The following is a 22,566-nucleotide window of genomic DNA, read 5'->3' as shown; positions in this document are numbered from 1 at the left end:
CGGATCCGAGAGCGGGGTCGGGTCGTGCTTCGCGCCCCGAGGCCAGCTCAGGGCTGGGAGCGGGCGCCGGATGCGGGCTCCGGGAGTGGTGGCGGGCCGGGACCCGAGGGCGGGGTCGGGTCGTGCTTCGCGCCCCGGGGCCAGGGCCTAGGGCAGGGGAGCGGGCGCCGGCAGCGGGCCGGACGGGCGGGGCGAGTCACCGCGCGGGGTGGACGGGGCGGGCTTTCGCACGGAGGGACGGGCGGGCTCCGGGGCGGGGTGGGCGGGGTGGGCTCTCGCGCCGTGCGGACGGGTCGGCCCACCGCGCCCCGGGCGCCGGGGCGGGGGGCCGGTCGGGGGCGGTGCGGGTGGTGTGCGGGCCTTGCTTCAGGGTCAGGCCCTTCCTGCGGGCGGACACCCCGGCAGCGTGCGTCGGCGGCCTTGGTGGCGGCCGAGGGGGCGGGGCCGGTGCGCAGCCCTTCGGCCCCACTGCCGGCGCCCGTCGGCCGGGGCGTCAGCGGCGCAGGCGGAGGCCTCTTGGGGTGGCGTGGAAGCCGGCTTCTTCCAGGGGGGTACCGAGCGGGGAGGTCAGGGCCGCGGTGGCGTTGATCCGCTCCACCGTCAGGTCGGGCAGGGTGCCCGCGCGGGAGGCCGCCACCAGGGCCGCCGTCGCCGCCGCGAGGCGCGGGTCCCCCGCATCCGGCCAGGCCAGCAGGGTCTTGCCGCCGCGCTCCAGGTACAGGGTGAGGTCACCGTCGACCAGGACCACCAGGGAGCCCGCCTTGCGGCCGGGCTTGTGGGTGGCGCCGGCCGGGGGCTCCGGCCAGGGCAGGGCCGCCCCGTACGCGTTCGCCGGGTCGGCGGCGGCCAGGACCACCGCCGCCAGCGGGGGCGGGGTCCGCTCGGCGGCCCGGAGCCGGTCCACCGCGCCGTCCATCGCGAACTGGGCCGCGCCCAGTCCCTCCACCACATAGCCCCGGCGGGCCTGCCCGCTGTCCTCGAAGGCGGACAGGATCCGGTACACCGCGCTGAACCCGCCCTCGACCCCCTCGGCGGCCACCGCCCCCCGGGTGACCACCCCGTGCCGGTCCAGCAGGGTGCGGGCGAGCGCGTGGGCGCGGTGCGTGGGGTCGGGCGCGGGGTCCGGGAGCAGCGACCAGCGGCCCGAGACCGTGGGCGGGCCCGTACGGGAGACCGAGGCGCTGAGGGACCCGTACCGGCCGCGCGGCACCGTACGGCGTGCCCGGTGCGCGGTGGCCCCCGCCGTGCGGCCCGAACCCAGCAGGGAGCGCAGCGGGGCCAGGGTGTCGTTCGTCACCCGGCCCGACCAGGCCAGGTCCCACAGGGCCGAGGAGAGGGCCAGGTCGGAGGCCTCCGGGAGGGCGGTACGGACGGTTTCCGCGAGCTGGCGGAAGAACAGGGCGTGCCCGGAGGAGAGGGCCTCCAGTACCCGCTGGTGCAGCGGCGAGAGCTCCAGGGGGTGGGCGGGCGGCAGCAGCAGGGGCGCCGCGTCCGCCAGGTAGAGGGAGACCCAGCCGTCCTTCCCGGCCAGGGCTCCCGCGCCCGCCCACACCACCTCGCCGGTGGTGGTCAGCTCGTCGAGCAGGGCCGGGGAGTAGCCGGCGACCCGCGAGGGCAGGATCAGCCGCTCCAGCGCCGAGGCGGGCACCGGGGCCCCCTGGAGCTGTTCGACGGCGCGGGCCAGGCCGTCGATGCCGCGCAGCCCGCCGCCCAGGTGCTGCCACTGGGGCAGGAAGGTGGCCAGCGAGGCCGGGGGAACCGGCTCCAGTTCCTGCCGCAGCGCCGCCAGCGAGCGGCGTCGCAGCCGGCGCAGCACCGCGGCGTCGCACCACTCCTGCCCGATGCCCGCCGGGTGGAACTCGCCCTGCACCACCCGGCCCGCCGCCGCGAGCCGGTGCAGGGCGCCCTCCGTCACCGCCGCGCCCAGGCCGAAGCGGGCGGCGGCGCCGGCGGTGGTGAACGGGCCGTGGGTGCGCGCGTACCGGGCCAGCAGGTCGCCGAGGGGGTCCTTGACCGGCTCGGTGAACGCCTCCGGGACACCGACCGGCAGCGCCGTGCCCAGCGCGTCGCGCAGCCGGCCGGCGTCCTCCACCGCCGCCCAGTGCTCCGCGCCGCCGATCCGGACCCGGATCGCGCGGCGGGCCGCCGCCAGCTCCGGGGCCCAGCCGGACTCGGCGCCGCGCGCCGCCAGTTCCGCGTCGGTCAGCGGGCCCAGCAGCCGCAGCAGGTCGGCCACCGACTCGGCGTCCTTGGCCCGGCGGTCCTCCGTCAGCCACTGGAGCTCCCGCTCCAGCTCCTCCAGTACCTCGGCGTCGAGCAGTTCGCGCAGCTCGGCCTGGCCGAGCAGTTCGGCCAGCAGCCGGGAGTCCAGCGACAGGGCCGCCGCCCGCCGCTCGGCGAGCGGTGAGTCCCCCTCGTACAGGAACTGGGCGACGTAACCGAACAGCAGGGAGCGGGCGAAGGGGGAGGGCTCGGGGGTGGTGACCTCGACCATGCGTACGCGGCGCGCCTCGATGTCCCCCATCAGCTCGGTCAGCCCGGGGACGTCGAACACGTCCTGGAGGCATTCCCGTACGGCTTCCAGCACGATCGGGAAGGAGCCGAACTCGGAGGCCACCTGCAGCAGTTGCGAGGCCCGCTGGCGCTGCTGCCACAGCGGGGTGCGCTTGCCCGGGGTGCGGCGCGGCAGCAGCAGCGCGCGGGCCGCGCACTCGCGGAACCGGGAGGCGAACAGGGCCGACCCGCCCACCTGGTCGGTGACGATCCCGCTGACGTCGCCCTGGTCGAAGACGACCTCGGACGCGCCGAGCGGGGCCTGTTCGTCGTCGAAGGAGAAGTCCGCGGCGGGGGCCGCCGGATCGTGGTCCAGCAGGTCCATGGAGAGCAGGTCGGCATCGGGCAGGCGCAGCACGATGCCGTCGTCGGCGTGCATCACCTGGGCGTCCATGCCGTACTTCTCGGCGAGCCGGGCACCGAGCGCCAGCGCCCAGGGGGCGTGCACCTGCGCGCCGAAGGGGGAGTGGACCACCACCCGCCAGTCGCCCAGCTCGTCGCGGAACCGCTCGACCACGATGGTCCGGTCGTCCGGCACGTGCCCGCACGCCTCGCGCTGTTCGGCGAGGTAGGCGAGGACGTTCTGGGCGGCCCGGGCGTCCAGGCCTGCCGCCAGCAGCCGCAGCCGGCCGTCCTCCTCGGTGAGGCCGCCCAGCTCGCGCAGGAACGCGCCGACCGCGCGGCCCAGTTCGAGGGGCCGGCCCAGCTGGTCGCCCTTCCAGAACGGGAGCCGGCCCGGCACCCCGGGGGCGGGGGTGACCAGGACCCGGTCGCGGGTGATGTCCTCGATCCGCCAGGACGTGGTGCCCAGGGTGAACACGTCCCCCACGCGGGACTCGTAGACCATCTCCTCGTCGAGCTCGCCGACCCGGCCGCCGCCCTTCTTGGGGTCGGAGCCGGCCAGGAAGACGCCGAACAGGCCGCGGTCCGGGATCGTGCCGCCCGAGGTGACGGCGAGGCGCTGCGCGCCGGGCCGCCCCGTGATGGTCCCCGCCACCCGGTCCCACACCACGCGGGGTCTGAGCTCGGCGAAGGCGTCCGACGGGTAGCGGCCGGCCAGCATGTCGAGCACCGAGGTGAACGCCGACTCGGGCAGCGCCGCGAACGGCGCCGCCCGCCGGACCAGGGCCAGGAGGTCGTCCAGCTGCCAGGTGTCCATCGCCGTCATCGCGACGAGCTGCTGGGCGAGGACGTCCAGTGGGTTGGAGGGGACGCGCAGGGACTCGATCGATCCCGTGCGCATCCGCTCGGTGACCACCGCGGCCTGCACCAGGTCCCCCCGGTACTTGGGGAACACCACCCCGGTGGAGACCGCGCCCACCTGGTGCCCGGCGCGGCCGACGCGCTGGAGGCCGGAGGCCACCGAGGGCGGCGACTCCACCTGCACCACCAGGTCCACGGCGCCCATGTCGATGCCGAGCTCCAGGCTGGAGGTGGCCACCACGGCGGGCAGCCGGCCCGCCTTCAGGTCCTCCTCCACCAGGGCCCGCTGCTCCTTGGACACCGAGCCGTGGTGCGCGCGGGCCAGCAGCGGCGGGGCACCGAGCGCGGCCCCCGACTGGGCCATGACCTCGGCGGGCGGGGAGCCCTCCGGCATCGGCTCGCCCATGGCCCGCTCGTAGGCGATCTCGTTGAGCCGGTTGCACAGCCGCTCGGCGAGGCGGCGGGAGTTGGCGAACACGATCGTCGACCGGTGGGCCTGGACCAGGTCCACGATCCGCTCCTCCACATGCGGCCAGATCGACGGCTTGTCACCGCCCTCCTTGCCCTCGGTGGCGGGGGAGCCGCCCAGCACGCCCATGTCCTCGACCGGGACGACCACCGACAGGTCGAACTCCTTGTCCGAGGGCGGCTGTACGATCTCCACCCGGCCGCGCGGGGCGAGGTAGCGGGCCACCTCCTCGACCGGCCGGACCGTCGCCGACAGCCCGATCCGGCGCGCGGGGCGCGGCAGCAGCTCGTCCAGCCGCTCCAGGGACAGCGCGAGGTGCGCCCCGCGCTTGGTCCCCGCCACGGCGTGCACCTCGTCCAGGATCACCGTCTCGACGCCGGTCAGCGCCTCCCGGGAGGCCGAGGTCAGCATCAGGAACAGCGACTCCGGCGTGGTGATCAGGATGTCCGGCGGCCGGGTGGCCAGCGCGCGCCGCTCGGCGGGCGGGGTGTCGCCGGAGCGGATCCCGACCCGGATGTCCGGCTCGGGCAGGCCCAGGCGCGCCGACTCCTGCCGGATCCCGGTCAGCGGGCTGCGCAGGTTGCGCTCCACGTCCACCGCGAGGGCCTTCAGCGGGGACACGTACAGCACGCGGCAGCGCTTCTTCGGCTCGGCCGGCACCGGCTCGGAGGCCAGCCGGTCGAGGGCGGCGAGGAAGGCGGCCAGCGTCTTGCCGGATCCGGTCGGCGCCACGACCAGGACGTCGGCGCCCTCCCCGATCGCCCGCCAGGCTCCCTCCTGGGCGGAGGTGGGCGTACGGAAGGCCCCCGTGAACCACGAGCGGGTCGCGGGGGAGAAGGAATCGAGCGCAGCGCCGGCCATGCCCCCATCGTGCACCCCGCCACTGACAACGGGCCGGACCTGCGCGGACGCGGCCGCGGGCGGCGCGCAGAATGGGGGCATGGGGACCGACGGGAGCGGCGGCCGGCAGGCCGGGCGCGGCGAGTGGGCACGGCACTGGCAGTACCCGCAGCTGCCGGGGCTGGACCTGCTGTGCGCCCGCTACGTGCACCACACCTTCCCCCGCCACGCCCACGAGGGCTACGTCATCGCGGCCGTCACCGGCGGCGTCGAGGAGATCGGCCTGCCCGCCGGGACCCTGCGGGCCGGACCGGGCAGCGTGGTGCTGATCAACCCCGAGGTGGCGCACACCGCCCGCGCCGGGGTGCCCGAGGGCTGGGCGTACGCCACCCTCTACCCCTCCCGGGGCCTGATCGCCGAGGTCGCCGCCGAGGTCGGGGGGCCGCGCGGCACCCCGGGCTTCACCGCCGACCTGGTTCCCGACCCCGACGCCGCGCGGATGATCACCGAGGTCCACCGGGCCGCCGAGGCCGGGAACGCGCTCGCCGCCGACACCCTGCTGCGGGGCGTCGTGGCGCGCATGCTCACCCGGCACGCGGGCCCGCTGCCCGCCCGTACGGTACGGCGCGCGGGCGCCGCCGACGCCGAGCGGGCCCGGGCCGTACTGGAGGAGCGGATGGCCCGGCCGCCCTCGCTGGAGCAGCTCGCGGCGGAGCTCGGGACCAGCCCCTTCGCGCTGCTGCGGGCCTTCCGGGACCGGTACGGGATGCCGCCCCACACCTGGCTCACCGACGCCCGGGTCCGCCGGGCGCGGCTGCTGCTCGACGCGGGGACCGCGCCCGCCGAGGCGGCCGTCACCGTCGGCTTCACGGACCAGCCGCACCTGAACCGGCACTTCACCCGGATCGTGGGCGTCCCGCCCGGGGCGTACCGGCGGGAGCGCGCCGCGGGGTGAGGCGGCTGGGGGGCCGGGGGGGCGTGGGACCCGGCGTGCAAGAACGTACAAGACCCCGGCGCACCGCCCCGCGTACGTTCGCCGGGTGGGAGAACATCGAGTGGTGATACGAGAGGCCCCCGACGGGGCCGTACCCGACGGCGCCGCCCCCGGGCGGCCGCGCGCCGCCGTCGTGCGCGACGCGCTCGGGGTGGGCGTGGCCGTCGGGCTGTCGGGGTTCGCGTTCGGGGTGACCGCCGCCGGCGCCGGCATCAGCGTGCCGCAGGCCTGCGTGCTGAGCCTGCTCGTCTTCACCGGGACCTCGCAGTTCGCCCTGGTCGGCGCGCTCGCGGCGGGCGGCAACCCCTTCACAGCGGCCGCCGGGGCCTTCTTCCTCGGTACCCGGAACGCCTTCTACGGGCTGCGGCTGTCGCGGCTGCTCGCGCTGCCCCGCGCCGTGCGGCCGCTGGCGGCGCACTGGGTGATCGACGAGACCACCGCCGTGGCGCTGGCCCAGCCCGACCGCAGGTCGGCCCGGCTCGGCTTCACCGTCACCGGGCTCAGCCTCTACCTGCTGTGGAACCTGACCACGCTGCTCGGCGCGCTCGGCGCCGAAGCCATCGGGGACACCTCCGCCTGGGGGCTGGACGCGGCCGGGCCCGCCGTGTTCCTCGCGCTGCTCGCGCCGATGCTCAAGACCGGCACGGAGCGGGCCGTCGCCGCCCTCGCCCTCGTCCTCGGACTGGGTTTCCTGCCCGTCCTGCCCTCCGGGGTGCCCGTACTGATCGCCGCGCTGGCCGCGCCCGCCGTGCTGTGGCTGAAGGGACGCCGACCGTGAACGTCTGGATCGCCATCGGCATCACCGTCGTCGGCTGCTACGCCGTCAAGCTCGCCGGACTGCTCGTCCCGGCCGGGGCCCTGGAACGGCCCGGGGTGCGCCGGCTGTCCGCCCTGCTGCCGGTCGCGCTGCTCGCCGCGCTCACCGCGCAGCAGACCTTCAGCACCGGCCACGAGCTGGTCCTCGACGCGCGCGCCGCCGGGCTGGCCGCCGCCGGGATCGCCCTGCTGCTGCGCGCCCCCTTCCTGGTCGTGGTCGCGGCGGCGGTGGTCGTCACGGCGGGGGTGCGGGCGCTGGGGGGCTGACCGGGTCCCCTTTCATCCCGCCGGGCCGGCCGGCCCGGCGGGTCCCGCAGCCCCCAGCTGCCTCCCGTAGGCCCGTAGCGTCAGCAGTGCCTCCACCGTCGCGATCGGGCGCCGCTCCAGCGAGCTGCCCGGTGTCCAGGGCCTGCGGTACACCGGCCAGCCGCCGTCGGGCTGCTGCCGGGCCGCCAGGAAGTCCAGCGAGCGGCTCATCTCCTCGTCCGTGAACCAGCTCCGGGCCGTCGACTCCGGCCGCCGCGCGTAGTCGTACGGGTACAGCCGCTCCTCCGGGGCGCAGCCGGGGGCGGCCGGGTACTCCTCGGGCCGGGCCGGGTCGAGCACCGCCAGGCGCCGCTCGCGCACCAGCCGCCCCAGCCGGTCGGCGGCCGCCGCGGCGCGGGACCGGTCGGGGGCGCCGTCGAGGAAGGCCACCGCGCCCTGCACCTCGTACGGGTGCGGGTGGCGCAGCGTCTCGACCCGCTCCCAGCAGAAGTCCGTGGCCCGGAACAGCCAGGCGTGCCAGATCCGGTTGCGGTGCAGGATCCCGACGACGGGGCCGGTGGTCCGCAGCTCGCCCGGCGGGTCGTCGGAGACGGGGCGGTACGGGGCGCCGGGGTGGGTGCGCAGGGCCAGCGGGAGCGCGCCCTCGGGGGTGGAGATCCGGGTGAGATGGCGGCAGAGCCGCTCGATGCGCTGTCCCGAGCAGCGGCCGAGGCCGTCCAGGACCCGCAGGGCGTGCGCCGTGTGCAGGGGCTGGCTCAGCGGGCCGCGCAAGTCCGGGTCCAGTGCGTGCCCGTAACCGCCGTCGCCGCCCAGGTAGGCGCCGAGGGCCGCGTCCACCGCGTCGGCGTCCCCGCCGAGGAAGTGGAAGGAGAACCGCCGCTGTTCCAGCACCCGGGCGGTGAGCCAGATGAACTGTTCGGCGCGGGCCAGTGGGGAGGACGGGGCGGGCGGGGCCGGCGGGGGAGATGCGTCTCCAGGCATGCGTGCCACCGTAGGGCGCCCGGTCGGGGCGGAGGGGGCCAATGGGGTGGGTGCACTCTCCTGGGCGGGATACTGGAGGCATGCGGTTGACGATTTTCTGGGAGCGGATGGCGGAGCACTTCGGTGCGGCCTACGCGGACTCCTTCGCCCGGGACCACGTGATGACGGAGCTCGGCGGGCGCACCGTCCACCAGGCGCTGGAGGCCGGCTGGGAGGCCAGGGACGTGTGGCGCGCGGTGTGCGCGGCGATGGACGTACCGGCCTCGCGGCGCTGACGCGGGCACCGCTGCGCACTGACGAGGGCCCCGCTTCCCGCTGACGCGGGCACCGCTTCGCGGTTCGGGGGACGGGCGGGGCAGACTGTCGGCGTGGCAGCCAGTGATGAGACGACGACCGAACCGACCGCCGAACCTCGGGGAGAGCCGCCGGCCGGGCCGCCGCCCTCCCCGGCCCCGCCGTCGGCCCCGGGCCCGGACGCCCGGATGCCGAGGTGGCTGCCGCGCGCGGTGGTCGTCGTACTGGCCCTGGTCGCCTGCTTCCAGCTCGGCAGCTGGGCCTTCCACCAGCTGATCGGGCTGCTGATCAACATCCTGATCGCGTTCTTCCTCGCGCTCGCGATCGAACCCGCCGTGGCCCGGATGGCGGCCCGCGGCATGCGCCGCGGACTGGCCACCTTCCTGGTCTCCCTCCTGGTGTTCGCCGCGAGCGCCGGCTTCATCGCGCTGCTCGGCTCGATGCTCGCCGGTCAGATCGTCGACATCGTGGAGGGCTTCCCCGGGACCCTCGACTCGGTCATCAAGTGGATCAACACCACCTTCCACACCGACCTGTCCCGGCTGGACATCCAGGACAGCCTGCTGCACTCGGACTGGCTCCAGAAGTACGTCCAGAACAGCGCGTCCGGCGTGCTCGACGTGTCGACCACCGTGCTCGGCGGCCTCTTCAGGCTGCTGACGGTCGGCCTGTTCGCCTTCTACTTCGCCGCCGACGGGCCCCGGCTGCGGCGCGCGCTGTGCTCCGTACTGCCGCCCGCCAAGCAGGCGGAGGTGCTGCGGGCCTGGGAGATCGCCGTCGCCAAGACGGGCGGGTACCTCTACTCCCGCGGCCTGATGGCGCTGGTCTCCGGCATCGCGCACTACGTCGTCTTCGTGTTCCTCGATGTACCGTACGCGCCCGCCCTCGCGGTGTGGGTGGGGCTGGTCTCCCAGTTCATCCCCACCATCGGCACCTACCTGGCGGGCGCGCTGCCGATGCTGATCGCCTTCACGGTCAACCCCTGGTACGCCGTGTACGTGCTCGGATTCGTGGTGGTGTACCAGCAGTTCGAGAACTACGTGCTCCAGCCGAAGCTGACCGCGCGGACGGTGGACATCCACCCGGCGGTGGCCTTCGGGTCGGTGATCGCGGGCACCGCCCTGCTGGGCGCGGTCGGGGCGCTCATCGCGATCCCGGCCGTCGCGACCCTCCAGGCCTTCCTCGGCGCCTACGTCAAGCGGTACGAGGTCACCGAACCGGCGCCGGTCAGGACGCCCCGGCGGACTCCCCGGCGGACCCGCCGGTCATGGTGGCCAGGAGCGCGGTGACACGGGCCTCCGCCCCGGCTTTGTCGAGCCCGAGGCCGCTCAGCACGCCGTCGCCGTCCTCCAGTTCGAGCAGGGCGAGCAGGATGTGCTCGGTGCCGACGTAGGCGTGGCCCATCCGCAGGGCTTCGCGGAAGGTGAGCTCCAGGGCCTTCTTGGCGCCGGTGTCGAAGGGGATGAGGGCGGGCAGGGGCTCGGCGGAGGGCTCGGGCAGGGCGGCGGTGACGGCGGCGCGCACGGCGTCGGGCGTGAGCCCGCGGGGGGCGAGGACCGTGGCCCAGGCGCCCTCGGGCTCGGCGAGCAGGCCCAGGATCAGGTGCTCGGGGCGGATCTCGGCGTGGCCGCCGGAGCGGGCCTCGTTCTGGGCGGTGACGACGACGTTGCGGGCGCGGGGGGTGAAGCGGGCGAAGCCCTGGGCGGCGTCGAGGGGGGCGTCGCCCTCTTTGTCGGCCTTGGGTACGAAGCGCTTCTGGGCGGCCTGGCGGGTGACGCCCATGCTGCGGCCGATGTCGGTCCAGGAGGCGCCGGAGCGGCGGGCCTGGTCGACGAAGTGTCCGATCAGGTGGTCGGCCACGTCGCCGAGGGCCTCGGCGGCGACGACGGCGCCGCTGAGCTGCTCCAGGGTGTCGGTGTGGACCTTCTTGATGGCCTCGATCAGGTCGTCGAGGCGGACCGGGTTGGTCATGCGGACGGGTTCCACGGGTTCCACGGAAGGGTTCGTCATGGGTGCAACCCTAGGTTGACAGTCGGGCGAGTGTCAACCGTTGGTTGTCACTCGGTTGGTCGGTCCGGGGCGTATAGGGCGGGGATGTGAGGCGCCGCTACACCTGGCCGGATGAGCGTGGATACGAGAACCGGACAGACGGCCCCGCCGGAACGGGTCGCCCCGCCGAAACAGGCCGATCTGCCGGAGCAGGCCGATCCGCCGGAGCGGGCCGCCCCGCCGCACCGCGCCGCCCCGCCCGGGCCCGGCCGTGGCCGGGCGGCCGTGCTGGGGCCGCTCGCGGGGCGGGCCCCCGCGCCCGTCGCACCCGCCCGGGTCACCGCCCTGCACAGCGGCGGGGTGGCGGCCGCCGCACTGCTCGTGCTGGTCGGCGCGGGGGCGCTGCTGCGCGAACCCGTACTCATCCCGCCGATCGCGGCGAGCGCGGCCATCGTCTACGGGGTGCCCGCGCTGCCGCTGGCCCAGCCGCGCAGCGTCGTCGCGGGGCACCTGCTGTGCGCGGCGGTCGGCTACCTGGCGCTGGGTGTGTGCGGGAGCGCCCCGTGGGTGGCGGCGCTGGGGGCGGGGGTGGCGGTGGGGGTCATGACGCTGGCGCGGACCCCGCATTCACCGGCGGCGGCGAGCACCGTGGTGGTGGTGCTCCAGGCGCCGGACCCGGTGTGGTTCGTGCCGTTGCTGGCCGGCGCCGCGGCGGTGCTGGTGCTGGCCGGCGTGGTCGCCTCGCGGCTGCGGCCGGGAGCCGTGCGGTATCCCGTGTACTGGTGGTGAGGCGGGCGGTGCGCGCCGGGGGTGGGGGGCTGGTTCCGGCCACGTAAGGGGCGGACTTCGCCCGGTGGGAGTGCTGGTTCAACTGGGGTGGCCCTCTTGTGAGTTGGCTCCGGCCGCTTGAGAATGCGCATGACAACCGAAGGATCTTCGGTCGCATTCGTCATCAGAGGGGAACCCCCACATGAACAAGCCTCTCGCCGGCCTCGCGCTGTCCCTGCTCCTCACAGGAGCCGCGGCGGCGCCGGCCGTTGCCTCGGCGCCGCAGGACACCGGCGCGTCGACGGCCAGGGCGGCGGCGCCCGCCGCCGTCACCTACGCGGGTACCGTCGCGCTCAGCAACTGCTCCGGCTCGGTCGTCCGTACGCCCAACTCCCAGCCGGGCGACCCGGCCCTCGTCCTCTCCAACGGACACTGCCTGGAGACCGGCTTCCCGGCGCCCGGCCAGGTCCTCGTCAACCGGGCCTCCAGCCGCTCGTTCTCGCTGCTCAACGCCTCGGGCTCGGCGGTCGCGACGCTGCGGGCGAGCAAGATCGCGTACGGGACGATGACGGACACCGACGTCTCGCTGTACCAGCTGACCAAGACGTACGCGCAGATCCAGAGCCAGTACGGGATCAGCGCGCTCACCCTCAACGACGCCCACCCCACGCAGGGTTCGTCCATCAAGGTGGTGTCCGGCTACTGGAAGCGCACCTACAGCTGCAACGTCGACGGGTTCGCGTACCGCCTCAAGGAGGGCTCCTGGACCTGGAAGGACTCGGTCCGCTACACCTCGTCCTGTAACACCATCGGCGGGACCTCCGGCTCGCCGGTGATCGACACGGCGACCGGCAAGGTCGTCGCCGTCAACAACACGGGCAACGAGGACGGCCAGCGCTGCACGGACAACAACCCGTGCGAGGTCGACGAGAACGGCGCGGTGACGGTCCGGCAGGGCATCAACTACGCGCAGGAGACGTACATCCTCGTCCCCTGCATAGGCCCCGGCAACCAGATCGACCTGAACCGCCCCGGCTGCGTCCTGCCGAAGCCGTAACACCGCGCGCCACCCGCGCCCGCCCGGCCGCCCTCACCCTGGTGTGCGGGGGCCGGGCGTCACCCGGTCACGGTGTCGCCGTGCCGGTGGGCCACCCGCCAACGGCCGTCCTCACGACGGTAGGTCTGGGTGGCCCGCAGGGTGAAGGCGCGCGGCTCCCCGTCGACCGACACGGACAGGTGTTCCAGGCCCGCGGTGTACGCCATGTCCCCCACGACGTCGTACGCCAGCAGCTCGAACGCGTAGGACGTGCACCGCGAGAAGCTCTCGCCGAGGGCCGAGAACAGCGCGTCGAGCTCCCCCTGCCCCAGCGCGTTGCGCCAGGCCCCCAGCACGCTGACCGGCTCCGCGCGCGACCAGAGCGCCCGCCGGGGCGCCGGGTCCCCGTTGTGCAGCGCGATCTCCGCCTCGTACAGGTCGGTCCTGACCCAGGCCAGGAAGTCTTCGCGCTCTCCCATGCCTCCATCATGCGTCGGCCCCACCGCACCCGCAGCGCGTTGCCGGGGCGCGGCAGTCCGGTACGGATACGGCTGCCGTGACCCGGCCTGGCGAGCGGCCGACGGGGTGTGGCCCACTGGTCCGGGAACGGGGGGCTGAGGGAATGGCAGTGGTCACGGGGGAACGGGCGGAACGGGCGGAACAGGCGGAACAGGGTGGGACGCGTGGGGCGGCGGGAGTGGTGGCGCGCGGGGGCCTGGGCGCTGCTCGGGCCGGTACTGCTGGCGGCCTCGGCCGCCTTCGCCCTCGGGGTACCGCGAGCGGTCGCCGACGAGAGGGCGTTCTCGGACGCGCGGCCCTGCGGCGGGGCCGGGGAGACCCCGGACCGCCTGCGCACCGTCCGGGCCGTGGTGCTCTCCGCCGGGAACGCCCGCAGCGGCCGGGCCACGGTCTTCCGCGTACGGCTGCGGCCGCCGGTCCCGGCCCCCGCGAACCGGCCGCTCGACCTGCGCGCGGGCGGGGCGCAGTCGGAGCGGGTCCGTCCGGGGACCGAGGTGGAGGTCACCACCTGGCGCGACGTCCAGGTCTCCGTCTCCGTCTCTGTCTCCGACAGCCGGGACGGCGCCGTCGAGACCCTGCCCGGGCTGCCGGACGAGAAGGCCGCCATGGACGCCGCGCCGGCGCTGCTCGGCGCCTGGGCGGGAACCCTGGCCCTCATCGCCGCGTTCGGTGCCGCGCGGCGGGCCCGTCGGGTGGCCGCCGGGCGGCCGTACCCGCCCCGGGTCCGGTTCGGCCTGGCGAAGGGGGTGGGCGTGGTGGGCGTCCCGCTCGCCGCGGGGTTCCTCGCCCGCTGGGCCGCCGACGGCTGGACGGCCGTGGCCCTGACGGCGGCGCTCTCGCTGCTGGTCGCCGTCCCGGCCACGGTCGCCGCCCTGCGCTGGGACGCCGCCGGCCCCGGTCAGGAGCCGGCGGGACGCCCCGTCACTTCACCGCTGCCGTGATCTTCCAAGGCGCGACGAGGGCGGGGCAGGCGCGGCCGGGGTCGGGGCGGCAGTGGCGCAGCGCGGTGATCGTGGCGGTGCCGGGGCCTTGCGCGTGGAAGACGGCGTTCGCTCCGCCGGCCGGTGTCGTGGCGCCCGAGGTCCGCGGCAGGACCAGGGAGGCGTCGGACACCGGAAGCTCCCAGGTGTAGGAAAGCCCGTCGGCGCGGTAGGCGGTGAGCCGCACCTCCACGTCGTCGCCGGGGCTCACGGCCAGGTTCCGGCCGTCGTCCAGGTTCGTCAGCGTCACCCGCGTGGCGGCCGGAGCCGTCCCCGCCGAGGACGGGCGGGCCTGCGCGGCGGCCGGTACGGCGGCGGTGACGGCGGCCAGGAGCAGCCCCAGGGCCAGCGGTACGGCAGGGCGCCTCGACGTCTTCATGATCTCCCCAAGGGCACTCGCGCGAGCCGGACGGCCCGACCCATGCGTCATGCTCACCCGCTCAAGGGGCACGGCCGCGGACAAACACCGCCGAACAGCCGATCGGGTGACGACGTCAGGGCACCGGCCTCAAGGCAGCCGTACGGCCTCGATCTCCGTGTCGTCGAGGAGGGCGCCGATGAGCGGCGCCGGGCCGGCCACCTTGGTGGCCGACAGGTCGTAGTCCGTACAGAGGACCCACGACCGGTCCCGGGCCCAGAGGTTGGACGGGGTCCAGAAGTCCTCGTCGGGGTGGTCGTAGAGGATCTCGGCGTCCGCGAGGACACCGGCCCGGACGTGCGGGGTGTCGAAGTCCTCGGCCGCGCGCAGCAACGGGCTGTAGTAGGCGAGGCAGGCGGTGTCGCCGCCCCGGGGGGTGTGCTCGGCGAGGAGACCGACCAGGCGGTTCCAGTCGGTGCGGTCCATGCTGCCCTCGGAGGGTGCCATGATGCCGACCGGCCAGCCGCCCGCCCCGGCCGAGGGGGGACCTGCGGGCGGCCGTCCCTCGGGCACCACCGGCTCGCCGGTCCGGCGCGAGAGCTCCGCCCAGCGCAGCCGGCGCCAGCGGGGTCCGGGACGCTCGCCCCGGCTGACGGCGAACACGTCCGCCGGGTCGTCGAACACGTCGGCCGGGTCGATGCCCGGGACGATGTCGGCCCCGCCCCCCAACAGCACGGCCCGCCGGTACGCGACGAACGACATGTCGGTCGGCCCCGCCTCGTGCTCGTACATGGAGTGGAGCACCCAGGCCGCGTCGGGCAGCGCCGGCGGCATGAAACCGGTGAGCCCGTCATCGGCGGTGAGCCCGCGCAGCCAGTCGGTTTCGCGGGCCCCGCCGAGCGGCCACCGCGCGACCGCCTCCCCGGCGGCTGTCTCGTACATCCGCCCAGAATCGCACCCGCCGCCCGAGGGCCTGAGCCTGAGGTGTCGGTCTCCTGCCAATCCGTGGTCTGCAGCTCGGCGTCTGTTTCCCGGACTCGCACGTCACCGGGCTGAGCCTCCGGGTCGGCCAGCTTGGCGCGGCTCCGGCCGACTGCGACGCTCCATCACGTCTCCGCGCACGGTCGGGCGTGGTGCGCTTGACAGGGAAATCGAACATCCATTCTGATGAGTTATCCACAGCCGAACCGGGCGTGGGAGCGCATTGTCAGTGGCAGGCGTTAGCGTCAATGGCGTGAAGCGATCGACTCAAGCAAACCGGGTGGAACCCATGGCAGGCACCGACCGCGAGAAGGCTCTCGACGCCGCGCTCGCACAGATTGAACGGCAATTCGGCAAGGGTGCGGTCATGCGCCTCGGCGACAAGCCGAACGACCCCATCGAGGTCATCCCCACCGGGTCGACCGCGCTGGACATCGCCCTCGGCGTCGGCGGGCTGCCCCGCGGCCGTGTGATCGAGGTGTACGGACCGGAGTCCTCCGGTAAGACCACCCTCACCCTGCACGCCGTGGCCAACGCGCAGAAGGCCGGCGGCACCGTCGCCTTCGTGGACGCCGAGCACGCGCTCGACCCCGAGTACGCCAAGGCCCTCGGCGTCGACACCGACAACCTCATCCTGTCCCAGCCGGACACCGGCGAGCAGGCGCTGGAGATCGTCGACATGCTGGTCCGCTCCGGCGCGCTCGACCTGATCGTCATCGACTCCGTCGCCGCGCTCGTGCCGCGCGCGGAGATCGAGGGTGAGATGGGCGACTCGCACGTGGGTCTGCAGGCCCGTCTGATGAGCCAGGCCCTGCGCAAGATCACGGGTGCGCTCAACCAGTCCAAGACCACCGCGATCTTCATCAACCAGCTCCGCGAGAAGATCGGCGTGATGTTCGGCTCGCCCGAGACCACCACCGGTGGCCGCGCGCTGAAGTTCTACGCCTCCGTGCGTCTCGACATCCGCCGCATCGAGACCCTCAAGGACGGCACGGACGCGGTCGGCAACCGCACCCGCGTCAAGGTCGTCAAGAACAAGGTCGCGCCGCCGTTCAAGCAGGCCGAGTTCGACATCCTCTACGGCCAGGGCATCAGCCGCGAGGGCGGCCTGATCGACATGGGCGTGGAGCACGGCTTCGTGCGCAAGGCCGGCGCCTGGTACACGTACGAGGGCGACCAGCTGGGCCAGGGCAAGGAGAACGCCCGCAACTTCCTGAAGGACAACCCCGACCTCGCCAACGAGATCGAGCGGAAGATCAAGGAGAAGCTGGGCGTGGGGGTCCGCAAGGACGCCGCCGCCGCTGACGACGCGGCCGCCGCGCCGGCCGACGCCGCCGCCGTGCCCGCCCCGGCGTCGAAGGCCAAGACGACGGCCAAGGCCGCCGTCGCCAAGAGCTGACCCGTGCGGGAGCAGGAGAGGGGCGGCGCGAGCGGCGGCCGTGAGGGCCGCCAGGAGCTGCCGCCCCAGAGTCCCGAGGAGCAGGCGCGGGCGATCTGTCTGCGCCTGCTCACCGGGATGCCGCGCACCCGCCGCCAGCTCGCGGACGCCCTGGAGAAGCGGGGCATCCCCGAGGAGGTGGCGCAGGAGGTCCTCTCCCGGTACGAAGAGGTGGGCCTGATCGACGACGCCGCCTTCGCCGGGGCCTGGGTCGAGTCCCGCCACCGCGGCCGGGGCCTGGCCCGGCGGGCGCTCGCCCAGGAGCTGCGGACCAAGGGGGTGCACACCACCCTCGTGCAGGAGGCGCTGGAGCGGCTGGACTCCGAGCAGGAGGAGCGGACGGCCCGGGAGCTCGTGGACCGCAAGCTCCGCTCCACGCGGGGGCTGGAGCGGGAGAAGCGGATCCGGCGCCTCGCCGGGATGCTCGCCCGCAAGGGATACCCGGAGGGCATGGCCCTGCGGGTGGTCCGGCGTGCCCTGGAGGCGGAGGGCGAGGACGCCGACGACCTCGGGTACCCGGGGTAGGGGCACCCGGCCGGCCGGCACCCCGGACCGGACGCCCCCGCCCCGCCAGCCCTGCCGCCCCCGGCGTGCGCGGGCAGGTGTCAGGGTGAGGAGACGGGGAGCCCGGCCGCCTTCCAGGCCTGGAAGCCGCCCGTCAGGTCCGTCGCCCGGTGCAGCCCCAGCGCGTGCAGGGAGGCGGCGGCCAGGGTGGAGGCGTACCCCTCGTTGCAGATCACCACGATCCGCAGGTTGTGCCCGGTGGCCTGCGGGAGCCGGTGGGAGCCCCGGGGATCGAGGCGCCACTCCAGTTCGTTGCGCTCCACGACCACCGCGCCCGGGATCAGCCCGTCCCGCTCGCGCAGCGCCTGATAGCGGATGTCCACCAGGAGGGCCCCCTCCCGCGCGGCCTCGTACGCCGCCCAAGGCTCGATGCGGGTGTAGCCCGCGCGGACCCGCTCCAGCAGCTCGTCGATGCCGATCGGGGCGCTCACTGCCAGTCCGCCGGACGCTCGACCTGCTCCAGGGTGAGGACGGGACCGCTGCGCCCGTACCGGCGGATCAGCGGCAGCGGCGGATAATACGCGTGGACCGAGACGGCGTGCCCGGCCGGGGAGGCGTTGAGGACCTCGTGTACGTGGTGTTCCCCGAAGGCCCGCCCGGTGCCCGCGCCGAGGCTGCGGGTGCGGTCCACCTCGGGAGCCAGTTCCAGCGACTGCCAGCCCTCTGAGGGCAGCCGCACGCTGAGGGAGTGTTCGGTGAGCCGGCCCCGCGCGGTGGCGAAGGCGCCCCGGGACTCGGCGTGGTCGTGCCAGCCGGTGCCGGTGCCCGGCGGCCAGCCGATCAGCCAGGCCTCACTGCCGCCGGGGCCGTCGAGCCGGATCCAGGTGCGGCCCTCGGGATCCAGCGGCAGGGAGTCCACGACGGCCGGGTCGGCGGCGGTGCGCAGGGTGAAGTCGAGGAGTTCCGCCGCCGTCGGCCCGGAGGTGCTCCGGACGCGGACGCGCGCGGAAGCAGGGGCGGGAGCGGAAGCAGAGGAGGGAACGGGGACGTGCGTGGGCACGGGGGCAGACATGTGATGACCGTCCTGGGAGTTCGCGAAGGCGCGCGCGGGCCGGCCGGGGCACGGGGCATGGGGCGCGCGGAGGGAAGGCGAATCAGCGGGAAGGACGACACACGCAGCCCGCGTAGCGGAGCAGGTCCATATGGACCCTCCGCCACAGGCGCACGTCGTTGCCGGTCATGCCGGTGAGTGAACCACGAGCACCCGGGAGCGTCAATCGCCCACAGCGGTGGGCGTGGTGGAGGGAGCCGCCGCGGCGGCGTCCTCGGGAGCGCCCGCCCGGACCGCGTCCGCCGCCTCGTACAGCTCCGCCGGGCGGACCCCCTCGAAGGTGGCCGCCAGATGCCCGTCGGGCCGGACGAGGAGCACGGTGTGCGCCGGAGCCCCCGGGTAGGCGTCGGCGACCAGCAGTTCGGCCCGGACCGGCAGGGCGGAGACCGCCGCCGCGAGCCGGGGCATCAGCCCGGCGCCCGCCCAGTGCCGCCGGTCCCACACCCCGGTGCCCGGCGCGACGAGGAGCACCAGCAGCCGGCCCCGCCCCAGCAGGTCCCGTAGCGGAACGGTCGCCCCGTCGGGCGCCGTCACCGGTACGTTCGCCACCGGCCCGCCGGGCTCGGTCGCCGTCGGGACCTCCCGTACGGCCACCGGCGGCGCGTACACCGGCTCGGCGCCCAGTGGGCCCCGCCCCAGGTGCCCGTCGGTGAGCAGGACCTCGGCGGAGCGCGCGGCGCCGGGCAGCAGGGTGCGCAGGCCGCTGCCGCCGCGCAGCGCGGGCATCGCCTGGTCGGCCGCGCGCAGCCGGGCGGCGACCGCGGTGCGCCGTTCGTCCTCGTAGCTGTCGAGCAGGGCCTCGGAGGCGCCCTGGTGCCAGGCCAGGGCCAGCTTCCAGGCGAGGTTCTCCGCGTCGCGCAGCCCCTCCTCAACCCCCTGGGTGCCGAGCGCGCCCAGCAGGTGCGCCGCGTCCCCGGCGAGGAAGGCCCGGCCGTCGCGCCAGCGCCGGGCGAGCCGGTGGTGCAGGGTGTGCACGCCGGTGTCGATGAGGTCGTACGGGGGAGTCGTGCCCCCGCACCAGAGCGCCAGGGTGTCCCGGATGAGGGTGACGAGCGCGTCGGGGGTCACCAGGTCCCCGCGCGCGGGCAGCAGCCAGTCCAGCCGCCACACCCCGTCGGGCAGCGGCCGGGCGGTGATCTCCTCGGGGCCGGCGGGCGGGTTGCGGTGCAGCAACGCCTCGCCGGGCCAGGGCAGTTCGGCGCGCAGGGCGGCGACGGCGTGCCGCTCCACGGCGGTCCGGCCGGGGAAGCGGATGCCGAGCAGCTTGCGCACGGTGGAGCGGGCCCCGTCGCAGCCGACGAGGTGGCTGCCGCGCCACCAGGTGGTCTCGGCGCCCCGGGTGTGCGCGGTGACCCCGCGGCCGTCCTGCTCCAGGGTGTCCACCTTGCAGTCGGCGACCAGCCGGACCAGGGGGTGCGCGGCGGCGGCGTCGCGCAGCCCGCGCGTGAGGGCGTGCTGCGGCAGGTGCAGGGGGGCGGGCCCGTCCTCGAAGGTGATCCGCCGGGTCTCCTGACGGCGCCTCATGGTCCGCCAGGCCGCGAAGTGCGCCCCCTCGTCGCGCAGGGTGGCGCAGCCCAGCCGGTGCGCCATGGCGGCGGTGTCGGAGTGCAGGACGACCGAACGGGCGGGCCGTGGCTCCTCCTTGCCGGGCCCTTCGTCGAGCAGGACGCTGGGCACGCCGTGGCCGGCCAGGGCGAGGGCCAGGGACAGCCCGACGGGGCCCGCGCCGACGACGATCACCGGGTCCATGGCAGGGCTCCCGATGTCCGGTATGTGATCACACGACGTATGCAACCCACTGGAGGTGCCTGCGTCAAGTGACACCCGTCCGCACACAGCGGTGTGGTGCGGCGCAAAGGCTCCGCCGCACCACACCGGTCCCGCACTTTCGCTGACCGGGCGTCAGACCGCCCGGCCGGTGGCCATGTCGCCGGCGTCGGCCACGCCGACCACGGCTCCGGTGCTCTTGGTGGACTTCCTCAGCCGTCCCTCCAGCCAGGAGGCGAAGGTGGTGAGGGTGAAGTTCACCGCGATGTAGATCAGGGCGATCACCACGAGCGAGGCGATGGTGTTGCTGTAGTTCGCCGAGATCTGCCGGTTCATCGAGAGCAGCTCGGTGAGGCCGAGCAGCGACCCGCCGAGCGCGGTGTCCTTGAGGATCACCACGAGCTGGCTCACCAGCGCCGGCAGCATCGCCGTGACGGCCTGCGGGATCAGCACGTGGGCCATGGTCTGGCCCTTGCGCATGCCGATCGCCTTGGCGGCGTCGGTCTGGCCACGGGGCAGGGACTGCACGCCCGCCCGGACGATCTCGGCGATGACCGAGGCGTTGTACAGGACCAGGCCGGTGATCACCGCGAAGAGCGGGCGGGCGTCGGAGGTGACGTCGGTGAACTCCCGGTAGAAGGCCGCGCCGAAGATCATCAGCATCAGCACCGGGATGGCGCGGAAGAACTCCACGACCGCGCCGACGGGAACGCGCACCCAGGCGTGGTCGGAGAGCCGGCCGATGCCCAGCAGGGCGCCCAGCGGCAGGGCGATGACCATGGCGATCGCGCCGGCCTTCAGGGTCTCCAGCAGGCCGGGGATCAGGAAGGTCGTCCAGATCTGGCCGTCGGTGACGAAGGGCGTCCACTTGTCGGCGTCGAGCTGCTGCTTGTCCGCCATGGAGGAGAGGACCCACCAGGCGACGAGGGCGAGCAGGACGACGAAGACGCCCGCGTAAATCCAGTTGCGCGCCTTGGCCTTGGGGCCCGGGGCGTCGTACAGCACGGAGGTCATCGCTTCACCGCCACTCGCTTGGCCACCCAGCCCAGCAGCAGCCCGGTGGGCAGGGTCAGCAGGCAGAAGCCGAGGGCGAAGATGCCGAAGACGGCGAAGAGCGCCTGCGACTCGTTCTCGATCATTTCCTTCATCAGCAGGGCCGCTTCGGCCACGCCGATGGCCGCCGCCACCGTGGTGTTCTTGGTGAGGGCGATCAGTACGTTGGCGAGCGGTGCCACGACCGCCCGGAAGGCCTGCGGGAGCACGATCAGGGTCAGGACCTGGAGGAAGTTCAGGCCCAGCGCGCGGCCCGCCTCCGCCTGGCCGACGGGCACCGTGTTGATGCCCGAGCGCAGCGCCTCGCAGACGAAGGTGCCGGTGTAGGCGACCATGCCGAGGACGGCGAGCCGGAAGCCGATCTCCTTGAAGGTGCCGCCGCCCAGGGTGACGCCGAGGGTCTGGTTGAGACCCAGCGAGCAGCCGATGATCAGCAGGGTCAGCGGGGTGTTGCGGACCAGGTTGACGTAGGCGGTGCCGAAGCCCCGCAGCAGTGGGACCGGGCTGACCCGCATCCCGGCCAGGACGGTCCCCCAGACCAGGGAACCTATCGCCGAGTAGAGGGTGAGCTGAACCGTCACCCAGAAGGCTCCGAGCAGGTCGTACTGCCCGGAATCAAGAAAGTCGAACACGTTGCCCTGCGCTCTCCCCAGGATGGCCGGTGAGGGCCGCCGCCGCCCGCGCCGGGCGGACGGCGGCGCCCCTCACCGGGAAATCAGCTGCCTTCGGTGATCTGCGGGGCCGGCTCGTTCTTGTAGTCGGCGGGACCGAAGTTCTTCTTCACCGCCGCGTCCCAGGAACCGTCCGAGACCATCTTCTTGAGCGCTGCGTTGATCTTGGTCTGGAGGTCCTTGTCGCCCTTCTTCAGACCGATGCCGTAGGGCTCGTTGCTCAGGTTCAGCCCGACGAGCTTGAACTTGCCCTTGTTCTTGTCCTGTGCGGCGTAACCGGCCAGGATCGAGTTGTCCGTGGTCAGCGCGTCGACGGACTTGTTCTCCAGGCCGGTCAGGCACTCGGAGTAGCCGCCCTGCTGGAGCAGATCGGCCTCGGGGGCCAGCTTGGTCTTGACGTTTTGCGCCGACGTGGAGCCGGTCACCGAGCAGAGCTTCTTCTTGTTGAGGTCCTCGGGCTTCGTGATGCCGCTCTCGTCGGAACGCACCAGCAGGTCCTGGTGGGCGAGGAAGTACGGACCCGCGAAGTCGACCTTCTCCTTGCGCTTGTCGTTGATCGTGTAGCTCGCGACGACGAACTTCACGTCGCCGTTCGAGATCAGGTTCTCGCGCTCGGCGCTGACGGCCTGCTTCCACTCGATCTTGTCGGGCTGGTAGCCCAGCTCCTTGGCGACGTACGTCGCCACGTCCACGTCGAAACCGCTGAACGTGCCGTCGGGGTTCTTCAGGCCCACACCCGGCTGGTCGAACTTGATGCCGATGACGACCTTGCCGGAGCCGTCGGCGGCGTCGTCCTTCTTGTCGCCGCCGCCGCCGCCGCACGCGGTCGCGGTCAGGGCGAGGACGGCGGCCGTGGCGACGGCCGCGCCGGTCTTGAGAACCTTCATGTGAACTTCCCTCGGATGAGACGTTGTTGGACGACGAGCGGAATCACGTCGTACGGCGACGGCACGCGCCGCCGACCGGATCACTAC

23 protein-coding genes are annotated in these 22,566 nt (G+C 74.4%); 10 read left to right on the top strand and 13 right to left on the bottom strand.

Translation table 11 applies throughout. From position 1 onward, the window contains the following. Positions 1-493: 493 nt before the first annotated feature. Positions 494-5,086, bottom strand: a complete 4,593-nt coding sequence (locus tag ACZ6ZT_RS13625) for an ATP-dependent helicase (RefSeq protein ID WP_469719044.1) — start codon at positions 5,084-5,086, stop codon at positions 494-496. Positions 5,087-5,165: 79 nt separating this feature from the next. Here ACZ6ZT_RS13625 and ACZ6ZT_RS13620 point away from each other — a divergent pair, with 79 nt between their 5' ends. From ACZ6ZT_RS13620 to ACZ6ZT_RS13610, 3 genes are all read left to right on the top strand, one after another. Then, on the top strand, positions 5,166-6,020 hold the full coding sequence (locus ACZ6ZT_RS13620) for an AraC family transcriptional regulator (protein ID WP_469719042.1): 855 nt from the start codon (positions 5,166-5,168) through the stop codon (positions 6,018-6,020). Between the two features lie 100 nt (positions 6,021-6,120). Beyond that, positions 6,121-6,837: an AzlC family ABC transporter permease gene (locus tag ACZ6ZT_RS13615; RefSeq protein ID WP_469719040.1), complete on the top strand. Its 717-nt coding sequence runs from the start codon at positions 6,121-6,123 to the stop codon at positions 6,835-6,837. Continuing rightward, entirely contained in the window at positions 6,834-7,142 is a 309-nt protein-coding gene (locus tag ACZ6ZT_RS13610) for an AzlD domain-containing protein (RefSeq protein ID WP_469719038.1), read from the top strand. Before ACZ6ZT_RS13615 ends, ACZ6ZT_RS13610 begins: the two co-directional genes overlap by 4 nt. A gap of 12 nt (positions 7,143-7,154) precedes the next feature. On the opposite strand, the gene ACZ6ZT_RS13605 is transcribed toward ACZ6ZT_RS13610, so the two are convergent. Further along, a complete protein-coding gene (locus ACZ6ZT_RS13605; protein WP_469719036.1) occupies positions 7,155-8,123 on the bottom strand; it encodes a hypothetical protein in 969 nt (322 codons plus the stop codon). Between the two features lie 80 nt (positions 8,124-8,203). Here ACZ6ZT_RS13605 and ACZ6ZT_RS13600 point away from each other — a divergent pair, with 80 nt between their 5' ends. Together ACZ6ZT_RS13600 and ACZ6ZT_RS13595 are read left to right on the top strand one after the other, a co-directional pair. Further along, on the top strand, positions 8,204-8,398 hold the full coding sequence (locus ACZ6ZT_RS13600) for a DUF3046 domain-containing protein (RefSeq protein ID WP_469719034.1): 195 nt from the start codon (positions 8,204-8,206) through the stop codon (positions 8,396-8,398). Positions 8,399-8,605: 207 nt separating this feature from the next. Beyond that, positions 8,606-9,706, top strand: coding sequence for an AI-2E family transporter (locus ACZ6ZT_RS13595; protein ID WP_469719084.1), 1,101 nt, complete (start codon positions 8,606-8,608; stop codon positions 9,704-9,706). On the opposite strand, the gene ACZ6ZT_RS13590 is transcribed toward ACZ6ZT_RS13595, so the two are convergent. Beyond that, entirely contained in the window at positions 9,645-10,427 is a 783-nt protein-coding gene (locus ACZ6ZT_RS13590) for a Clp protease N-terminal domain-containing protein (protein WP_469719030.1), read from the bottom strand. The genes ACZ6ZT_RS13595 and ACZ6ZT_RS13590 overlap by 62 nt on opposite strands. A gap of 111 nt (positions 10,428-10,538) precedes the next feature. On the opposite strand from ACZ6ZT_RS13590, the gene ACZ6ZT_RS13585 reads away from it, so the two are divergent. After that, the gene (locus ACZ6ZT_RS13585) at positions 10,539-11,195 is read left to right on the top strand and encodes an HPP family protein (RefSeq protein WP_469719027.1); all 657 of its coding nucleotides are present in this window, start codon (positions 10,539-10,541) and stop codon (positions 11,193-11,195) included. 181 nt (positions 11,196-11,376) lie between these two features. Beyond that, complete coding sequence (locus ACZ6ZT_RS13580; RefSeq protein ID WP_469719025.1) at positions 11,377-12,231, top strand: S1 family peptidase; 855 nt, start codon at positions 11,377-11,379, stop codon at positions 12,229-12,231. A 59-nt stretch (positions 12,232-12,290) separates the two neighbouring features. On the opposite strand, the gene ACZ6ZT_RS13575 is transcribed toward ACZ6ZT_RS13580, so the two are convergent. Beyond that, positions 12,291-12,689, bottom strand: coding sequence for a nuclear transport factor 2 family protein (locus tag ACZ6ZT_RS13575; protein WP_469719023.1), 399 nt, complete (start codon positions 12,687-12,689; stop codon positions 12,291-12,293). A gap of 195 nt (positions 12,690-12,884) precedes the next feature. On the opposite strand from ACZ6ZT_RS13575, the gene ACZ6ZT_RS13570 reads away from it, so the two are divergent. Beyond that, positions 12,885-13,670, top strand: coding sequence for a hypothetical protein (locus tag ACZ6ZT_RS13570; RefSeq protein ID WP_469719021.1), 786 nt, complete (start codon positions 12,885-12,887; stop codon positions 13,668-13,670). On the opposite strand, the gene ACZ6ZT_RS13565 is transcribed toward ACZ6ZT_RS13570, so the two are convergent. Next, complete coding sequence (locus ACZ6ZT_RS13565; RefSeq protein WP_469719019.1) at positions 13,651-14,088, bottom strand: hypothetical protein; 438 nt, start codon at positions 14,086-14,088, stop codon at positions 13,651-13,653. The two genes, ACZ6ZT_RS13570 and ACZ6ZT_RS13565, sit on opposite strands and share 20 nt — an antisense overlap. A 129-nt stretch (positions 14,089-14,217) precedes the next feature. Beyond that, complete coding sequence (locus ACZ6ZT_RS13560) at positions 14,218-15,009, bottom strand: hypothetical protein (protein WP_469719017.1); 792 nt, start codon at positions 15,007-15,009, stop codon at positions 14,218-14,220. Between the two features lie 328 nt (positions 15,010-15,337). On the opposite strand from ACZ6ZT_RS13560, the gene recA reads away from it, so the two are divergent. Together recA and recX are read left to right on the top strand one after the other, a co-directional pair. Beyond that, complete coding sequence (gene recA, locus ACZ6ZT_RS13555; protein ID WP_469719015.1) at positions 15,338-16,447, top strand: recombinase RecA; 1,110 nt, start codon at positions 15,338-15,340, stop codon at positions 16,445-16,447. Between the two features lie 3 nt (positions 16,448-16,450). Beyond that, a complete protein-coding gene (gene recX, locus ACZ6ZT_RS13550; protein WP_469719013.1) occupies positions 16,451-17,011 on the top strand; it encodes a recombination regulator RecX in 561 nt (186 codons plus the stop codon). 80 nt (positions 17,012-17,091) lie between these two features. Here recX and ACZ6ZT_RS13545 read toward each other — a convergent pair whose 3' ends face one another. The 7 genes from ACZ6ZT_RS13545 to ACZ6ZT_RS13515 all read right to left on the bottom strand — a co-directional run bounded on the left by ACZ6ZT_RS13545 (position 17,092) and on the right by ACZ6ZT_RS13515 (position 22,479). Further along, a complete protein-coding gene (locus ACZ6ZT_RS13545; RefSeq protein WP_469719011.1) occupies positions 17,092-17,481 on the bottom strand; it encodes a rhodanese-like domain-containing protein in 390 nt (129 codons plus the stop codon). Further along, the gene (locus tag ACZ6ZT_RS13540) at positions 17,478-18,062 is read right to left on the bottom strand and encodes a cupin domain-containing protein (protein ID WP_469719009.1); all 585 of its coding nucleotides are present in this window, start codon (positions 18,060-18,062) and stop codon (positions 17,478-17,480) included. Before ACZ6ZT_RS13540 ends, ACZ6ZT_RS13545 begins: the two co-directional genes overlap by 4 nt. An 82-nt stretch (positions 18,063-18,144) precedes the next feature. After that, on the bottom strand, positions 18,145-18,231 hold the full coding sequence (locus tag ACZ6ZT_RS13535) for a putative leader peptide (RefSeq protein WP_469719082.1): 87 nt from the start codon (positions 18,229-18,231) through the stop codon (positions 18,145-18,147). A 32-nt stretch (positions 18,232-18,263) separates the two neighbouring features. Continuing rightward, positions 18,264-19,850 (bottom strand): FAD-dependent monooxygenase, encoded by a 1,587-nt coding sequence (locus ACZ6ZT_RS13530; protein WP_469719006.1) that lies wholly within the window; start codon positions 19,848-19,850, stop codon positions 18,264-18,266. Positions 19,851-20,003: 153 nt separating this feature from the next. Beyond that, positions 20,004-20,882 carry an amino acid ABC transporter permease gene (locus ACZ6ZT_RS13525; RefSeq protein ID WP_469719003.1) on the bottom strand — a complete coding sequence of 293 codons (879 nt, stop codon included), beginning with the start codon at positions 20,880-20,882 and terminating at the stop codon, positions 20,004-20,006. Further along, the gene (locus ACZ6ZT_RS13520) at positions 20,879-21,553 is read right to left on the bottom strand and encodes an amino acid ABC transporter permease (RefSeq protein ID WP_469719001.1); all 675 of its coding nucleotides are present in this window, start codon (positions 21,551-21,553) and stop codon (positions 20,879-20,881) included. Before ACZ6ZT_RS13520 ends, ACZ6ZT_RS13525 begins: the two co-directional genes overlap by 4 nt. Positions 21,554-21,636: 83 nt before the next feature. Continuing rightward, the gene (locus ACZ6ZT_RS13515; RefSeq protein ID WP_469718997.1) at positions 21,637-22,479 is read right to left on the bottom strand and encodes a glutamate ABC transporter substrate-binding protein; all 843 of its coding nucleotides are present in this window, start codon (positions 22,477-22,479) and stop codon (positions 21,637-21,639) included. Positions 22,480-22,566: the final 87 nt, after the last annotated feature.

The organism is Streptomyces sp. NPDC102258, assembly GCF_055584685.1.
This window is presented reverse-complemented; position numbering and strand designations above follow the sequence as displayed.

Coding starts and splice junctions, on each gene's coding strand:
- ACZ6ZT_RS13625 (WP_469719044.1), bottom strand. CDS start 5,086: ATGGCCGGCGCTGCGCTCGATTCCTTCTCCCCCGCGACCCGCTCGTGG.
- ACZ6ZT_RS13620 (WP_469719042.1), top strand. CDS start 5,166: ATGGGGACCGACGGGAGCGGCGGCCGGCAGGCCGGGCGCGGCGAGTGG.
- ACZ6ZT_RS13605 (WP_469719036.1), bottom strand. CDS start 8,123: ATGCCTGGAGACGCATCTCCCCCGCCGGCCCCGCCCGCCCCGTCCTCC.
- ACZ6ZT_RS13600 (WP_469719034.1), top strand. CDS start 8,204: ATGCGGTTGACGATTTTCTGGGAGCGGATGGCGGAGCACTTCGGTGCG.
- ACZ6ZT_RS13595 (WP_469719084.1), top strand. CDS start 8,606: ATGCCGAGGTGGCTGCCGCGCGCGGTGGTCGTCGTACTGGCCCTGGTC.
- ACZ6ZT_RS13590 (WP_469719030.1), bottom strand. CDS start 10,427: ATGACGAACCCTTCCGTGGAACCCGTGGAACCCGTCCGCATGACCAAC.
- ACZ6ZT_RS13585 (WP_469719027.1), top strand. CDS start 10,539: ATGAGCGTGGATACGAGAACCGGACAGACGGCCCCGCCGGAACGGGTC.
- ACZ6ZT_RS13580 (WP_469719025.1), top strand. CDS start 11,377: ATGAACAAGCCTCTCGCCGGCCTCGCGCTGTCCCTGCTCCTCACAGGA.
- ACZ6ZT_RS13575 (WP_469719023.1), bottom strand. CDS start 12,689: ATGGGAGAGCGCGAAGACTTCCTGGCCTGGGTCAGGACCGACCTGTAC.
- ACZ6ZT_RS13565 (WP_469719019.1), bottom strand. CDS start 14,088: ATGAAGACGTCGAGGCGCCCTGCCGTACCGCTGGCCCTGGGGCTGCTC.
- ACZ6ZT_RS13560 (WP_469719017.1), bottom strand. CDS start 15,009: ATGTACGAGACAGCCGCCGGGGAGGCGGTCGCGCGGTGGCCGCTCGGC.
- recA (WP_469719015.1), top strand. CDS start 15,338: ATGGCAGGCACCGACCGCGAGAAGGCTCTCGACGCCGCGCTCGCACAG.
- ACZ6ZT_RS13540 (WP_469719009.1), bottom strand. CDS start 18,062: ATGTCTGCCCCCGTGCCCACGCACGTCCCCGTTCCCTCCTCTGCTTCC.
- ACZ6ZT_RS13535 (WP_469719082.1), bottom strand. CDS start 18,231: ATGACCGGCAACGACGTGCGCCTGTGGCGGAGGGTCCATATGGACCTG.
- ACZ6ZT_RS13530 (WP_469719006.1), bottom strand. CDS start 19,850: ATGGACCCGGTGATCGTCGTCGGCGCGGGCCCCGTCGGGCTGTCCCTG.
- ACZ6ZT_RS13525 (WP_469719003.1), bottom strand. CDS start 20,882: ATGACCTCCGTGCTGTACGACGCCCCGGGCCCCAAGGCCAAGGCGCGC.
- ACZ6ZT_RS13515 (WP_469718997.1), bottom strand. CDS start 22,479: ATGAAGGTTCTCAAGACCGGCGCGGCCGTCGCCACGGCCGCCGTCCTC.